At 70.2% G+C, this 14,280-nt stretch carries 14 protein-coding genes and 1 tRNA gene; 4 read left to right on the top strand and 11 right to left on the bottom strand.

Annotated elements, in window-relative coordinates:
• Positions 1 to 46: 46 nt before the first annotated feature.
• The 8 genes from ACWD02_RS03485 to ehuB all read right to left on the bottom strand — a co-directional run bounded on the left by ACWD02_RS03485 (position 47) and on the right by ehuB (position 6,162).
• On the bottom strand, positions 47 to 718 hold the full coding sequence (locus ACWD02_RS03485) for a response regulator (protein ID WP_451203961.1): 672 nt from the start codon (positions 716 to 718) through the stop codon (positions 47 to 49).
• Positions 612 to 1,892 (bottom strand): sensor histidine kinase, encoded by a 1,281-nt coding sequence (locus tag ACWD02_RS03480; RefSeq protein WP_451203959.1) that lies wholly within the window; start codon positions 1,890 to 1,892, stop codon positions 612 to 614. Before ACWD02_RS03480 ends, ACWD02_RS03485 begins: the two co-directional genes overlap by 107 nt.
• A gap of 167 nt (positions 1,893 to 2,059) precedes the next feature.
• Positions 2,060 to 2,133, bottom strand: a tRNA-Lys gene (locus ACWD02_RS03475).
• A gap of 72 nt (positions 2,134 to 2,205) precedes the next feature.
• Positions 2,206 to 2,964, bottom strand: coding sequence for an IclR family transcriptional regulator (locus ACWD02_RS03470; protein WP_451203957.1), 759 nt, complete (start codon positions 2,962 to 2,964; stop codon positions 2,206 to 2,208).
• Between the two features lie 187 nt (positions 2,965 to 3,151).
• Complete coding sequence (gene ehuA / locus ACWD02_RS03465; protein WP_451203955.1) at positions 3,152 to 3,964, bottom strand: ectoine/hydroxyectoine ABC transporter ATP-binding protein EhuA; 813 nt, start codon at positions 3,962 to 3,964, stop codon at positions 3,152 to 3,154.
• Positions 3,954 to 4,619, bottom strand: coding sequence for an ectoine/hydroxyectoine ABC transporter permease subunit EhuD (gene ehuD / locus ACWD02_RS03460; RefSeq protein ID WP_451203953.1), 666 nt, complete (start codon positions 4,617 to 4,619; stop codon positions 3,954 to 3,956). Before ehuD ends, ehuA begins: the two co-directional genes overlap by 11 nt.
• Positions 4,616 to 5,356: an ectoine/hydroxyectoine ABC transporter permease subunit EhuC gene (gene ehuC / locus ACWD02_RS03455; protein WP_451203951.1), complete on the bottom strand. Its 741-nt coding sequence runs from the start codon at positions 5,354 to 5,356 to the stop codon at positions 4,616 to 4,618. Before ehuC ends, ehuD begins: the two co-directional genes overlap by 4 nt.
• Positions 5,353 to 6,162: an ectoine/hydroxyectoine ABC transporter substrate-binding protein EhuB gene (gene ehuB / locus ACWD02_RS03450; RefSeq protein WP_451203949.1), complete on the bottom strand. Its 810-nt coding sequence runs from the start codon at positions 6,160 to 6,162 to the stop codon at positions 5,353 to 5,355. Before ehuB ends, ehuC begins: the two co-directional genes overlap by 4 nt.
• Before the next feature lie 238 nt (positions 6,163 to 6,400).
• Here ehuB and ACWD02_RS03445 point away from each other — a divergent pair, with 238 nt between their 5' ends.
• The gene (locus ACWD02_RS03445; RefSeq protein WP_451203947.1) at positions 6,401 to 6,901 is read left to right on the top strand and encodes a DUF3830 family protein; all 501 of its coding nucleotides are present in this window, start codon (positions 6,401 to 6,403) and stop codon (positions 6,899 to 6,901) included.
• Positions 6,902 to 6,918: 17 nt separating this feature from the next.
• On the opposite strand, the gene ACWD02_RS03440 is transcribed toward ACWD02_RS03445, so the two are convergent.
• Both ACWD02_RS03440 and ACWD02_RS03435 read right to left on the bottom strand, forming a co-directional pair.
• Positions 6,919 to 8,322: an amidase gene (locus ACWD02_RS03440; RefSeq protein WP_451203945.1), complete on the bottom strand. Its 1,404-nt coding sequence runs from the start codon at positions 8,320 to 8,322 to the stop codon at positions 6,919 to 6,921.
• Positions 8,323 to 8,341: 19 nt separating this feature from the next.
• The gene (locus tag ACWD02_RS03435) at positions 8,342 to 9,298 is read right to left on the bottom strand and encodes a D-2-hydroxyacid dehydrogenase (RefSeq protein ID WP_451203943.1); all 957 of its coding nucleotides are present in this window, start codon (positions 9,296 to 9,298) and stop codon (positions 8,342 to 8,344) included.
• Positions 9,299 to 9,616: 318 nt separating this feature from the next.
• Here ACWD02_RS03435 and ACWD02_RS03430 point away from each other — a divergent pair, with 318 nt between their 5' ends.
• The 3 genes from ACWD02_RS03430 to ACWD02_RS03420 all read left to right on the top strand — a co-directional run bounded on the left by ACWD02_RS03430 (position 9,617) and on the right by ACWD02_RS03420 (position 12,407).
• The gene (locus ACWD02_RS03430) at positions 9,617 to 10,453 is read left to right on the top strand and encodes a maleate cis-trans isomerase family protein (protein ID WP_365816696.1); all 837 of its coding nucleotides are present in this window, start codon (positions 9,617 to 9,619) and stop codon (positions 10,451 to 10,453) included.
• A 12-nt stretch (positions 10,454 to 10,465) separates the two neighbouring features.
• Complete coding sequence (locus tag ACWD02_RS03425; protein ID WP_451203940.1) at positions 10,466 to 11,203, top strand: maleate cis-trans isomerase family protein; 738 nt, start codon at positions 10,466 to 10,468, stop codon at positions 11,201 to 11,203.
• A 106-nt stretch (positions 11,204 to 11,309) separates the two neighbouring features.
• Positions 11,310 to 12,407: an LLM class flavin-dependent oxidoreductase gene (locus ACWD02_RS03420; protein WP_451203938.1), complete on the top strand. Its 1,098-nt coding sequence runs from the start codon at positions 11,310 to 11,312 to the stop codon at positions 12,405 to 12,407.
• 15 nt (positions 12,408 to 12,422) lie between these two features.
• Here ACWD02_RS03420 and ACWD02_RS03415 read toward each other — a convergent pair whose 3' ends face one another.
• Positions 12,423 to 14,228, bottom strand: coding sequence for a putative bifunctional diguanylate cyclase/phosphodiesterase (locus ACWD02_RS03415; RefSeq protein WP_451203936.1), 1,806 nt, complete (start codon positions 14,226 to 14,228; stop codon positions 12,423 to 12,425).
• Positions 14,229 to 14,280 lie beyond the last annotated feature (52 nt).

Raw genomic sequence — 14,280 nt, 5'->3', positions numbered from 1 at the left:
ACCTCCGTCGGACGGGGGAGAGGAAACGGCGGCCAAGGGCGCGGCCCTAGCTCCCCGGCACCACGAGCCCCGTCTCGTACGCGCAGATCACCGCCTGTACCCGGTCCCGCAGCGCCAGCTTCGACAGGACGTTGCTGACGTGGGTCTTCACCGTGTGCTCGCTGACGACGAACGACGCCGCTATCTCCGCGTTGGACAGGCCCCGGGCGAGCAGCCGCAGCGTCTCCTCCTCGCGGGCGGTGAGCACCGCCAGGCGTTCGGAGGGCGACACGGGGGGCGCGTCGGCGTCCGTGCGGCGGCGCCGGACCACGTCCGCCACCAGGCGCCGCGTCACCGAGGGCGCGAGCAGCGAGTCCCCGGCCGCCACGACGCGCACCGCGTGCACCAGGTCGTCCCTGCGCACGTCCTTGAGCAGGAAACCGCTGGCTCCCGCGTACAGCGCCTCGTACACGTACTCGTCGAGGTCGAAGGTGGTGAGCATGACGACCCGGCAGCTGGACTGCGCGCACACCTGGCGGGCCGCCTCGATGCCGTCCATCCCCGGCATCCGGATGTCCAGGAGGATGACGTCGGGGGTGTGCCTGCGCACCGCCGCCACCGCCTCGGCGCCGTCACCGGCCTCCGCCACCACCTCGATGTCGGGCTGCGCCTGAAGGATCATGGAGAAGCCGCTGCGCACCAGCTCCTGATCGTCGGCCACGGCCACCCGGATGCTCATCCCCCAAGGATGCCGTGGGCAGCCGCACGGCGACACGGAATCCACCATCGGGCCCGTCCCCGGCTTCGGCGGTGCCGCCGCAGGCGATGGCACGCTCATGAATGCCGACGAGGCCGTGCCCGGTGCCGTCGGAGGCGGAACGCCCGCAGCCGTCGTCCTGGACGAGCAGCGTCAAGTCGACGGTGCTCCATTCCAGTTGAACGGTCACGGTGGTCGCCCCCGCGTGCTTCACGCAGTTGGTCAGCGCTTCCTGGACGATGCGGTACGCGGCCACCTCGACGTCGGGCGGCAAGGGGCGGGGCTCGCCCTCCTCCGTCAACTCGACCCGCAGGCCCGCCTGTTCCACCAGCTCGGCCAGCTCCGGGAGCGCCGCGAGCGTCGGCTGCGGGACGCGCCCGCCACCGGGGTCCGACGGCTCCCTCAGTACGCCCAGAATCCGTCGCAACTGCACCATCGCGTCGCGTCCCGCACCCGCGATCGCGTCGAACGCCCCCACCGCGCGGTCCGGGTCGCTGCGGACCACCACGGGGCCCGCCTCCGCCTGGACCACCATCAGGCTCACCGCGTGGGCGAGGATGTCGTGCATGTCGCGGGCGATCCTGGACCGCTCCTGGCCGACCGCCCGCGCCGTCTCGGCGGCACGCTCCCGCTCCAGGCGCCGGGCGCGTTCCTCCAGGGCCTGGGTGTACGCGCGCTGCACGCGGGCGAAGGACCCGAGGGCGTACGCGCTGATGAGGCTGAGCAGGTGGAAGGGGTACTCGTACGGCTCGGCGTGCTCCTTGAAGGTCATCGTGACGGCGGCCCCCGTCAGCCACCCGGCGAGCATGACGCGCCGCTGCAGCGGGGTGCTCAGGGCGGCCACGGTGTAGAGGGCGACCATGCCGCCGATGCAGACGTCGGGCGGCGGCCGGTGGTACAGCGCCATGGCGGGCGTGAAGACGGCGATCACGCTCGCGCAGATCATCGGCGCGCGACGCCGCCAGATCAGCGGGAGCGCGGTGCCCGCGCCCAGCGCGAACCCGGCCGCGCTGAGCGGATCGCCGCCCTCGTCCGGGAAGAGGAACTGGAGCGAGACGGCGAAGAGCACCAGGGCGGCGAGCGCGGTGTCCATGACGTAGGGGTGGGCGGTGCGCAGCCGGGTCAGCCTGGACAGTGCGGGGGAGGGACGGTGCACGGGGCGGCTCCTCGGGGCAGGAGGGCCGTGCCAGTATCGCGGGGCCCTGAGGGCGCTGTCCTCACCGGTGCGAGGGATATGCGCGGGAGATCCCGCCCGGATCTGCCGCGAGACCGCCGCCGAACGAAAGAAGCCCCTCGCTTCCGCGAGGGGCTTCCTTCTGTCTGTGCGCCGCCAGGGACTCGAACCCCGGACCCGCTGATTAAGAGTCAGCTGCTCTAACCAACTGAGCTAGCGGCGCCTGCTGACTCAAAAATAATACCTGGTCCCGAAGGGTGCTCAGGACCGCCCACGACCGGCCGGGCGTCCGCCCCTAGATCGCCAGCGAGAGCAGCACCGGCGCGGCCCTGCGATTGAGCGTCCGGGCCGCCTCCCGCAGCCGGTGCGCGTGCTCCACCGGGAGGGAGAGCGCCAGGCAGCCGACCGCGGAGCCCGCGGTGATGGGGACGGCGGCACAGACCGTGCCGACCGCGTACTCCTGGAGGTCGAGGACCGGGACCGTGGCGGGCTGGGCGGCGAGGCGGTTCAGCAGGACCCGCTCGTTCGTGATCGTCCGCGAGGTGAGGCGGGCCATCTTGTGGCGGGAGAGATGGTCCCTGCGGCCGTTCAGGTCGAGCTGGGTCAGCAGGCTCTTGCCGACCGCGCTGGCGTGGGCGGAGGAGCGGAAGTCCACCCATTCGTTGACCTTGGGGGTGCGGGGGCCGTCCGCGAAGTCGGTGATCTTGATTTCGCCGTCCTCGTACCGGCTGATGTAGACGGCGGCGCCGATCGAGTCGCGCAGTTCGTCGAGGGTGTCCTTGAGCTTGTCCCGCAGGGCCTGCTCGCGGCGGTGGGCCGAACCGAGGCGGGCGAGGGACGCACCGGTGACATACGCGCCGTCGGCGACCTGCTCGACGTACGCCTCGCGACGCAGCATCCGCAGCAGGGCGGCGAGCTGGGGTGCGGGCAGTTTGGTCTGTCGGGCGAGCTCGGCGTCGGTGACGCCTGCGTTGTGCCGGGCGACGATCTCGAGCACGCGCAGCGCGCTCTGCACCGAGTGCTGCGGCGTGGTCGGCTCGTGCTTCAGCGCCACGGCTTCCCCCTGCGTGCAACGGTTCCGGACAGCTGGGCTCCGTCCACGATAGCGGCCAAGAGGGGTATATGGAGCGGCTGTTGGGGACATTGGTGGCGCGTTCCGGCACTCTCAGCAGGAACGCGCCACCCTGGCATATGCCAGCGTCATCACCCAAGGCCATAGCCTGCGCAATTGCGATGTGCGGTCACAGAACCGCGCTGAGGAACTCCCGGGTCCGCTCGTGTTCGGGCTCGGTGAAGATCTTCTCCGGCGTCCCGGACTCGATCACCCGGCCGGAGTCGAACATCAGGACCTGGTCCGAGATGTCACGGGCGAAGTTCATCTCGTGGGTCACGCAGAGCATCGTGATGTCCGTGGTGTGCGCGATGTCCCGCAGGACGTCGAGGACACCCGCCACCAGCTCGGGGTCGAGCGCGGACGTGACCTCGTCCAGGAGCAGCACCTGCGGGCGCATCGCCAGGGCGCGCGCGATCGCGACGCGCTGCTGCTGGCCGCCGGAGAGCTGGTTGGGGTACTTGTCGATGTGCTCGGTGAGCCCGACCAGTTCCAGCAGCCCGCGGGCGCGCTCCTCGGCCTCGTCCTTGGACAGGCCGAGCACCTGGACCGGCGCCTCGGTGATGTTCCGCAGGACCTTCATGTTCGGGAAGAGGTTGAACTGCTGGAAGACCATCCCGATGTTCTTGCGGACCTCGCGGATGTACTTCTCGCCCGCGGGCACGAGCTTGCCGTTCTTCTCCTCGTGCGTGAGGTAGCGCCCGCCGACCTTGATGGTGCCCTCCTCGGGCTTCATCAGGGTCATGAGCAGCCGCAGGATCGTGGTCTTGCCGGAGCCCGACGGGCCGATCAGCGTGACGTGCTTGCCCGAGTCCACGGAGAAGTCGAGCTCGTCCAGGACGGTGTTCGAGCCGAACCTCTTGGTGACCTTGTCGAAGCGGATCAGCTCGCTGCCGTCCACCGCCGGGTTGGCCGTTTCCTTGGGAGTGGTTTCAGACGACAAGACGACGCTCCAGAGCTCGGAGGAGGAGGGAGGACGGGTAGGCGATGACGATGAAGGCGACGCCGACGACGGTCAGGGCCTCGGTGTACTGGAAGGTCTCCGCCGCCTGGAGCCGCGAGCGCTGCAGCAGCTCAAGGACGCCGATGCTGGCGAGCAGCGGGGTGTCCTTCAGCATGGCGATGACGTAGTTGCCGAGGGCGGGGATCACGCGGCGGATGGCCTGCGGCAGGATCACCGCGGTCCAGGTGTGGCGGTAGGGCAGGCTCAGCGCCGTGGCGGCCTCCCACTGTCCGACGGGTACGGCCTCGATGCCCGCGCGGTAGACCTGCGCGGTGTACGTCGAGTAGTGCAGGCCGATCGCGATGGTGCCGGTCGTCAGCGCGGAGAACTGGATGTCCCACTCCGGCAGCACGAAGAAGAAGAAGAAAAGCTGCACGAGCAGCGGAGTGTTGCGGATGAACTCGGTGATGATGCCGACCGGCCACCGCACGAAGCGGCTGGGCGCGCGGAACAGGAGCGCCCACACCAGGCCGAGCGAGAACGAGATCAGCGAGCCCAGGGCGAGGATCTGCAGGGTGGTGAGGACACCGTCCCAGAAGTGCGGCATGAAGTCGGAGACGGCGCCCCAGTCCCACTTGTCAGCAGCGATGATCATGCGCCGGTGCCCCCGCTCTTCGGAATCTGTGCAACTTCGATCTCCTGACGCCAGTTGAGCCTGGACATCAGGCCCCGGGACTCGGTCTTCTGCCCGATGCCGGCCTTGGTCTTACGCTCCAGGGAGCGCATCCCGCGGGTCAGCAGGAACGCGATCACGAAGTAGATGACCAGGGTGATCGTGTAGATCTCGGCGCTCTCCGTGGTCGCCAGGCGCACCAGGTTCGCGGCGAAGGACACGTCGCCGATGCCGAGCAGTGAGACCAGGGCGGTGCCCTTGAGCAGCTCGATCAGCAGGTTCGAGAACGGCGGGATCATCTCCGGGATGGCCTGCGGCAGCAGGATCAACCGCATCCGCTGCGCCGGGCTGAAGCTCAACGCGACCCCCGCCTCGCGCTGTGCCGGTGTCACGGAGTTGAGCGATCCGCGCACGATCTCGGCGCCGTACGCACCGTAGGAGAGTCCGAGTGCGAGCACGGCCGCCCACATCGGGACCAGCGCCCAGCCCACCAGCTGCGGCAGGACGAAGAAGATCCAGAACATCAGCACCAGCGACGAGGTGCCGCGGAAGATCTCGGTGTAGAAACCGGCCAGGAAGCGCACCGTGCGCAGCCGGTGGGTGCGGGCCATGCCGACGCCGAAGGCGACGACGGTGGCGAGGGCCGCGCTGTAGACCGTCAGTTGGATGGTGATCCAGATACCGGGCAGAACCCAGTGTTCCCACAGTCCCGCTGTCATTTGCACAGCTCCTCTGCGGTCAGCGTGGTCATCTCGTCCTTGGTGAAGCCGAAGTCCTTCAGCATGCGGAAGAGCTCGCCGCTCTTCTTCATCTTGTGGATCTCCACGTTGAAGGCGTCGCGCAGCTCCGTGTCGGTCGGCCGGAAGGTGAAGCCGCCGCCGTCGATCTGCTTCTCACCGTCGACGATGGGCGCGAAGGCCTCGGTCGCCTCCGCCTTGGTGCTCTTGCGCACCACGCCACGACCGGTGAGCGCGGTGCCCGCGAAGAAGTCGATGCGGCCGGCCTCGACGGCGTTCATGCCCGCGACCGGGTCCGGGAAGATGGAGATGTCGCCCCGCTTGTAGCCCGCTGCGATGCCGTAGTCGATCTCCGCGTAGGCGGGACCGGTGCCCATCTTCGCCTTGATCTTGAAGGCGTCCTGGTAGTTGTTGATCTTCTTCGGGTTGCCCTTGGGGACGATGAAGGCGTCCAGCATCTGGTACTCGGGGTCGGAGAAGATGACCTGCTGACAGCGCTCTTTGTTGATGTACATCCCCGCCGCGACCACGTCGAACTGCTGCGTGTTCAGGCCGGGGATGAGTGAACCGAACTCGGTCGCCACGGGCTGGACCTTGGCGACGCCGAGGCGCTTGAAGATCACTTTCGCGAGCTCCACCGCCTCGCCGGTGAAGGCTCCGTTCTCGTCGATGTACCCGTACGGCGCCTCACCCGCGATCCCGAGCCGTACGGTCCCCTGCGACTTCAGGCGCGCCAGCGTGTCCCCCGTGGGCACCTTGCTGCAGCCCGCGGCGCCGAGCGCGCCCATCGCACCTACCGCGCCCGCGCCGAACAGGAGTGATCGTCGGCGGACCCCGGTGTTCCGAGGCGCCGCACTCGGTCCCGGGCCGTCGGCACGGGAGCTCTCTGTCTCATTGCTCTCTGGGTTGTTCCAAAGTGGTGGAGCCATGGGCGCGCGGCTACCCGACTCGACGCGGAATATGCGGGCCAATTTCAGCCCCTGATGCAATCGTTGTGGTCTTGACCCAGGGAGGAGCATGGGACACATGGCAGACCGATTCATCGAAGTCTCCCTCGCCAAGCGGGGAGTTCAGTGCACGGCAAGGCTGCTCGACGACCGGGCCCCGTTGACCTGCGAGGCGGTGTGGGAGGCGCTTCCGCTCAGCGAGGACGTCTATCACGCGAAGTACGCCCGCAATGAGATCTACGCCCTCTTTCCGGCTTTCGCGGACCGCGAGCCGCCCCTGGAGAATCCGACAGTCACCCCCATTCCCGGCGACCTCTGCTATTTCTCTTTCAACGGGACGCAGTTGGGCACGCAGGCCTATGGGTACGAACCGGCCGCGGACGTCAAGGCGGGCGCCACGGTCGTGGACCTCGCCCTCTTCTACGAACGCAACAACCTGCTGCTCAACGGCGACGTCGGCTGGGTCCCCGGCATCGTCTGGGGGCAGGTGGTCGACGGCCTCGACCGGATGGCCGAGGCCTGCAACGACCTGTGGCGCGCGGGCGCGCAGGGCGAGACGCTGAATTTCCGCAGAGCGTAGGCCGCGGGCTCGCAGGTTCAGTCAAGGGCGGGCGGCGCGATCCCCGCGCTGCCCGCTTCGTACAACGCGTGCGCGGCCCGCAGGACGAGCGCGTCCGCGTGCCGCGCCCCCACGATCTGCACCCCGATGGGCAGCCCCTCCCCGCCCACCCCGCACGGGACGGTCGCGGCGGGCTGCTGCGTCAAGTTGAAGGGGTACGTGAAAGGGGTCCATCCGGTCCACCTGCGATGGCCGGAACCTTTCGGTACCTCCGCCCCCGCCTCGAACGCGGTGATCGGCAACGTCGGAGTGACCAGGAGGTCGTACGTCTGGTGGAAGCGGCCCATGCGACGGCCCAGCTCCATGCGTACGTCGACTGCGGCAAGGTAGTCGAGCGCGCTGTACCGGGCGCCCTGCGCACAGATCTCGCGCAGCCCCGCGTCGAGCAACTCCCGCCGGTCGGGCGGCAGATGCTGGGTCACCCGCGCGGCCCCGCTGAACCACAGCGTGTGGAAGGCCTCCACCGGGTCCGTGAAGTCGGGGTCCGTCTCCTCGACGTACGCACCCTGCGCGGCGAGGGACTCCACCGCCCGCCGCACCGCGGCGGCGACCGCGGGCCGCACCGCGACCTGGCCGCCGAGCGAGGGTGAGTACGCGATGCGCAGGCCGCGTACGCCGCCTTCGATACCCGCGCTGAAGCTGTCCGTCGCCGGGGCGAGCTGGGACCAGTCACGCGCGTCGGGCCCGCTGATGACGTCCATCAGGAGCGCCGCGTCCGCCGCGTCCCGCGTCATGGGGCCGACGTGCGCGAGTGTGCCGAACGCGGACGCGGGGTACAGCGGCACCCGTCCGTACGTCGGCTTCAGCGCGAAGATGCCGCAGAAGGCACCCGGGATACGCACCGAGCCGCCGCCGTCCGTGCCCAGCGACACCGGTGCCGCGCCGAGCGCCACGGCCGCCGCGCTGCCGCCGCTCGAACCGCCCGCGGTGCGCGAGGTGTCGTACGGGTTGCGCGTGATCCCGCTCTGCGGGCTGTCCGTGACGCCCTTCCAGCCGAACTCGGGTGTCGTCGTCTTGCCGACGAACACCGCGCCGTGCTCACGCAGCCGCGCCACCGACGGCGCGTCCTCGTTCCAAGCCCCTTCCGTACGAATGGTCTTGGAGCCCCGCAGCGTCGGGCCGCCACGCTGCAGCAGGATGTCCTTGACGGTGACCGGAACCCCGTCGAGGAGGCCCTGCGGCTCACCGCGCCGCCACCGCCCGGCGCTCTCCTCGGCCTGCGCCAGGGCCTGTTCGCCGTCCACCCGCACGAAGGCGTTCACCGCGGGCTGCACTTCCTCGGCCCTGCGCAGCGCCGCGCGCGTAGCGTCGACCGGACTGAATTCGCCCTTGCGATAGGCCTCGACGAGTTGTACCGCGGTGAGATCCGTGAGCTCGGTCATGCACGCTCCTCAAGGGTGATCAATTCCCGGGTACATACCCACGTTTTTTGTCGACCACGTTGGAGAGGGGTCGCCCGGCCGCCCACTCCTCGTACAACTCCACGAACTGCGCGCCCAGTTCGTCGCGCCAGCCCACCGTGTCGCCGCTCATGTGCGGGGACACGAGGAGCCCCGGCGCCGTCCACAGCGGGCTGTCCGCGGGCAGCGGCTCGTGCTCGAAGACGTCCAGCGCCGCGCCCGCGATCCACCGCTTCGAGAGGGCGGCCGCGAGATCGTCCTCGACGACGAGCGCGCCGCGCCCGATGTTGATGAAGCGCGCCGACGGCTGCATCATCCCGAAGCGCCGCTCGTCGAACATGCCGCGCGTGTCGTCGGTGAGCGGCGCCGCGCACACCACCCAGTCGGCGCGCGCCATCAGCCGGTCGAGCTCGTCGGGCCCGTGCACGCCGTTCCGCGCGCTGCGCCCCACCAGGGCGGTGATGATCCCCAGGCCCTTGAGCATCCGGACGATGGCGTGCCCGATCGGTCCCGAACCGACGACGCACGCGCGCGTACGCGCGACACGCTGGGTCTCGCGGTGCTGCCAGGTGCGTTCGTCCTGGAGCCGGAGGGTGCGCGGCAGGTCCTTGGCCATGGCCAGGACGAGGGCCGCCACGTACTCGGCGATGGGCTGGTCGAAGACGCCGCGGGCGTTGGTGACCAGCGTGTCGGACGCGGCGAGCTCCGGGCACATGAGGCGGTCCACGCCGGCGCTCGCGGTGTGCACCCAGCGCGGCCGCGGGCCCGCGCCCGGCCACGCGAGCCGCACGGCGTCCGAGAGGAAGTCCCACACCAGCAGCACGTCGGCGTGGGGGAGTTGCTCCGCCAGGGTGTCGGCGTCCGCGTGCAGGATGCGGGCGCGGCCGGTGAGGCTGCCGAGGCGGGGCGGCGGGGCGGGAGATGGGGCGTCAAGGACCAGAACGGTTGTTTCGGACATCTGATCAGGCGTTGATTCGGACATCGAGGAGAAACCGTTTCGCAATGAGAGTCCGCTTCCCTGGGATCGTGTCGGCCAGAGCCGTCTGAGATGCGCGGATTGACCACGCTCGCACCTGAAACTACCTTCGTCAACAGAGGTGCTCTATCACAAGCACCCCACGACTGAGTACTCTCCGTACGAGGTCGTAGCACACTCTGTAGCGCTTTCTTCGCGCCTTCTGCCCCATCCCGACGTCCCGGCGCGTCGCCGGTTCCGCATCTCCCGGCCCCCGGCCGGTCCCTCCATTGCACGCACGCACGAACTTGGGGCCTGCTCATGGACGTCTCCTTCCTCGGCGGACCACACCCTCAACGCGGTGTAGGTGTCGTCGCCCCTTTCGACTTCGCCCTCGACCGGGAGCTCTGGCGCTGGGTGCCGGACGAGGTCTCCCTCCATCTGACCCGCACTCCCTATGTGCCCGTCGAGGTAAGCCTTGACCTGGCACGACTCGTCAGCGAGCACGAAACGCTCGGCGAGGCGGTGCGGGCGCTGAGCGCCGCCGAACCCGAAGTCCTCGCGTACGCCTGCACGTCGGGCAGCTTCGTCGGCGGCATCGCCGGCGAGCGCGCGATGTGCGAGGCCATGACCCGCGAGGGCGCGGTCTCCTCCGTCACGACCTCGGGCGCGCTGCTCGAAGCGCTCGCCGACCTGGGAGCGCGGCGCATCGCGCTCGTCACGCCCTACACCTGGTCGGTGACGCAGTCCCTGGAGCACTATCTGGCCGAATCCGGCGTGTCCGTCACCGGCCGCGCCTACCTGGGCCTGACCCGGCACATCTGGAAGGTGCCGTACAAGGACGTGGCGGACATGGCGCGGCGGGCGGTGCTCGGCGGGGCCGATGCCCTCTTCATCAGCTGCACCAACCTCGCGACGTACGACGTCATCCCGCAGCTGGAGGCCGAGCTGCGGATGCCGGTGATCTCCGCGAACCAGGTGACGATGTGGTCCGCCCTGCGCCGTCTGGGTACGCATGCGGTAGGGCCCTACCAGGCGCTGATCAATCCGAGCGCGAGGCCGGGCGCGGGTCCGGTCTCCGCACCGGGCGAGCTGCCCGGTGTGCTGCCGCTCGATCCGGGTCAGGGCCTGCCCGAAGGGCCACCAACGCTGCCTTGAAGGAGGCTGGAAGTGACCGCACTTGGTTTCCTCTATCCGGGTCACTCGGCTGAGGACGACTACCCCCGCATGGAGCAGATGCTGGGGAGTGATGTCCGGCTGCAGGTCGTCCACACCGACATCGGCGAGGACGCCCACCGGGTCGACGCGCTCCTGGAGATGGGGTCGGCGCAACGGCTCGCCGCCGGGGTCGAGGAACTGCGCCTCGCCGGGGCGGAGGCGGTGGTGTGGGCCTGCACCAGCGCGAGCTTCGTCTTCGGCTGGGAGGGTGCGCACGACCAGGTCCGCGCCCTGGCCCGGTCGGCGGGTCTCCCGGCGTCCAGCACGTCGTTCGCCTTCGCCCACGCGGTACGTGAGGTGGGGGCGGGGCGCGTCGCTGTCGCGGCGACGTATCCCGAGGACGTGGCGGGGCTCTTCGCCTCGTTCCTGAAGGCGTCCGGCGTGGAGGTCGTGTCGACCCAGGGGAGCGGCATCATCACGGCGGCGGAGGTGGGCACGTGGGGCTGGGACGAGGTGAGAGCCATGGCCCGCGCGGGCGACCACCCCGACGCGGAGGCGCTCCTCCTGCCCGACACGGCGCTGCACACGGCGGCGTACATCCACGACCTGGAGGAGGACCTCGGCAAACCGGTCCTGACCGCGAACCAGGTGACGGTCTGGGAGGCCCTGCGCCTGGCCACCCGCAGGGTGAACGCGCCGAGCCTGGGCGCACTCTTCACGAAGGAGCCGGTGGTGCAGGTGAAGGGGTAGCCGAAACCCGCCCACCAGCCCGGGGGAATAAAGCGGAGTCCACCTCCTGTTAGATCTGCGAAGCAGTACGCACCGCACACGCACGCGCAGCAGGAGGCAGGACCCCGTGACAGTGGACCCGAGCGACGACATCCGCGGCGAGCGGCACGGCAGCGCGCCGGTCCCGCTCTCCGTGCTTGACCTGGTGACCGTGGGGGCGGGACGGACCGCCACCGACGCGCTGCGCAAGAGCGTGGAGATCGCCGAGCTGGCGGAGGGACGCGGATACCACCGCTACTGGGTGGCCGAGCACCACTCCATGCCGGGCGTGGCCTCCTCCTCCCCGGCGGTCATCCTCGCCCACCTCGCCGCCCGCACCGAGCGGATCCGCCTGGGCTCGGGCGGCGTCATGCTGCCCAACCACGCCCCCCTCGTCATCGCGGAGCAGTTCGGCACCCTGGAGGCCATGGCTCCGGGCCGGATCGACCTGGGCCTCGGCCGCGCCCCGGGCACGGACGGCGCGACCGCCGCCGCGCTGCGCAGGACGGACCGGCTGAACGAAGGCGCCGACGACTTCCCGCAGCAGCTCGCCGAGCTCACCCGCTTCCTGGACGACGACTTCCCCGACGGCCACCCGTACAGCCGCATCCACGCCGTCCCCGGCCCCGTCCAGGCCACCTCACCCGGCGGTGTCCAGTCCATGCACCGCCCGCCCCTGTGGCTGCTCGGCTCCTCCGGGTTCAGTGCCCGCCTCGCCGGGGTCCTCGGCCTGCCCTTCGCCTTCGCGCACCACTTCTCCGCGCAGAACACCATCCCGGCGCTCGACCTCTACCGGGAGTCGTTCAAGCCGTCCGCGGTGCTCGACGCCCCGTACGCCCTGATCGGCGTATCGGCGCTCGCGACCGACGACGAGAAGGAGGCCCGGCGGCAGGTCCTCGCCGCCGCCCTGAACATGGTCCGGCTGCGGACCGGGAAGCCGGGGCTCGTCCCGACCCCGGAGGAAGCCGAGGCGTACGAGTTCAACGAGATGGAGCGGGACTTCATCAACAGCTGGAACTCCAACGTCATCCACGGCACCGCCGACCAGGTCCGCACCGGTCTCGACGACCTCGCCAAGCGCACCGGCGCAGACGAGTTGATGATCACCGCCAACGCGCACAGCGGCGAAGTGCGCCTGCGCTCCTACGAGTTGATCGCGGACGCCTACGGACTGCCCTCGGCCTGACCGGCCGAGCAGCCCTCAACCCGCCGCCAGCAGGGCGGAGATACGATCCGGCGCCACCGGGCGGGAGTACAGCCACCCCTGCCCGGTGTCGCACCCGATCCGCCGCAGCCGCGCCGCCTGGGACGTGGTCTCCACGCACTCGGCGGTGACGGTGAGGCCGAGCCGGTGCGCCAGTTGCACCAAGGCCTCGACGATGACCTCGTCCGCGGGGTTGATGTGCGCCTCGCCCGCCTCGGCGTCGTACTGGAAGCCGCGCACGAAGGAGCCGTCCAGTTTGAGGACGGACACCGGGAGCCGGCTCAGATACGCCAGGTTCGAGTACCCCGTGCCGAAGTCGTCGATGGCGATCCGCACCCCCATGTCGCTGAGCGACTGGAGCGCCTGCAACGGCCGGCCCGTCGAGCCCATCACCGCCGACTCGGTGAGCTCCAACTGGAGCAGTTCGGGGGCGAGTCCGGTCTCGGCGAGGATCTCCGCGACATCGGCCACCAGATCCGAGTCCCACACCTGGCGCACCGCGACGTTGACGCTCACGAAGACCGGTGGCCGTTCCGGGTGGTCCAGCTGCCACTGCCGGGCCTGACGGCACGCCGTCCGCAGCACCCAGCGGCCCAGCTGCACGATCGAACCGTCCTCCTCGGCCAGTCCGATGAACCGATTCGGCGTAAGGAGACCGAAGCGCGGATGCTGCCACCGCACCAGCGCCTCGACCCCGCGCACACCGCCGTCCTCCAGGCGCACCAACGGCTGGTAGTCGAGCAGGAATTCGCCCCGCTCCACGGCCGGGCGCAGTGAACTCGACAGTGTCTGGCGGGTCATGCGGTGGGCGTTGCGCTCGGGGTCGAAGAGCGTCCAGCGTGCCTTGCCGTCCGACTTCGCCCAGTAGAGCGTCGTGTCGGCCGCCTGCATCAGGCAGGTCGCCGTGGTCCCCGCGGCGCGCCGCTCCACGACACCGATCGACGCCGATACGGAGAGCCGCTGGCCCGCCAGGTCGAAGGGTTCCTGGAGCGCCTTGAGCGCCGTCTCGGCAAGGTCGGCCAACTGGTCCGTGCCCGTCGAGTCCTCCACGAGCAGCGCGAACTCGTCGCCTCCGAGCCGCGCCACCAGCGGCGTCGCCGTTCTGCCGTGGCCCGCCTCGTCGGCGCACCGCGTGAGCCGCTCCGCGACGGCCGCGAGCAGCCGGTCGCCGACCCGGTGGCCGAGGGTGTCGTTGACCGCCTTGAACCCGTCGAGGTCCAGATAGCAGAGGCCGATCCGGCCGGTGCCCGTGTCGTCGTACGCACCCGCTTCGAGCGCGGCGGCCAGCCGCTCGAAGAACAGGCTGCGGTTGGGCAGCCGGGTCACCGGGTCATGCATCTGCAGGTGTCGCAGCCGGGCCTGGAGCTCGCGGCGCGCGCTGATGTCGGTGGCGGCGAGCAGCACCGTACGCCCGCCGGGCATCGGCGAGACCGTGACCTGGACCCACAGCGAGTGCCCGTCGGGATGTTTCAGGCGCCGGGTACAGCGCAGCTTGGCCTGGCGGCCGCGGAGCACCTCGCGGTACGCGTGCCAGGTGCGCGCCTCCGACGTCAGGTCCACCAGATCGGCGGCCGGCTGCCCCGCGAGCTCGCCCGGGGTCACGCCGAGCAGCTCGGCGAGCGCGTCGTTGGCGTCGATGACGAGGCCGTCGCCGTCCACGACGCCGAGGGCCAGCGGGGCGGCGGCGAAAGCGGCTCGGTGGTCGGGCCGCTGCCCCCGATGGCGACGCTCCGTGATGGGCGCCCTGGCGAGGTCGGGTGCTGTGACCGCTGTGGGCGCTTGGCCTTCAGACGTTCCGTTCACCACTTGCTCCCGCAGTGCAGTTGTTCGGCGAGGCCGGGCCCGCGCAGGAAAG

It is taken from the genome of Streptomyces sp. NPDC002853 (genome assembly GCF_053591915.1).
Note: the sequence above shows the minus strand (reverse complement) of the source record. Positions and strands in the feature narration are given on the sequence as shown.

Bases quoted from the DNA above. Each gene is read 5' to 3' on its own strand.
- ehuB (WP_451203949.1), bottom strand. From the start codon at position 6,162: ATGGGCGCGCTCGGCGCCGCGGGCTGCAGCAAGGTGCCCACGGGGGAC.
- ACWD02_RS03445 (WP_451203947.1), top strand. From the start codon at position 6,401: ATGGCAGACCGATTCATCGAAGTCTCCCTCGCCAAGCGGGGAGTTCAG.
- ACWD02_RS03440 (WP_451203945.1), bottom strand. From the start codon at position 8,322: ATGACCGAGCTCACGGATCTCACCGCGGTACAACTCGTCGAGGCCTAT.
- ACWD02_RS03430 (WP_365816696.1), top strand. From the start codon at position 9,617: ATGGACGTCTCCTTCCTCGGCGGACCACACCCTCAACGCGGTGTAGGT.
- ehuC (WP_451203951.1), bottom strand. From the start codon at position 5,356: ATGACAGCGGGACTGTGGGAACACTGGGTTCTGCCCGGTATCTGGATC.
- ehuD (WP_451203953.1), bottom strand. From the start codon at position 4,619: ATGATCATCGCTGCTGACAAGTGGGACTGGGGCGCCGTCTCCGACTTC.
- ACWD02_RS03435 (WP_451203943.1), bottom strand. From the start codon at position 9,298: ATGTCCGAAACAACCGTTCTGGTCCTTGACGCCCCATCTCCCGCCCCG.
- ACWD02_RS03485 (WP_451203961.1), bottom strand. From the start codon at position 718: ATGAGCATCCGGGTGGCCGTGGCCGACGATCAGGAGCTGGTGCGCAGC.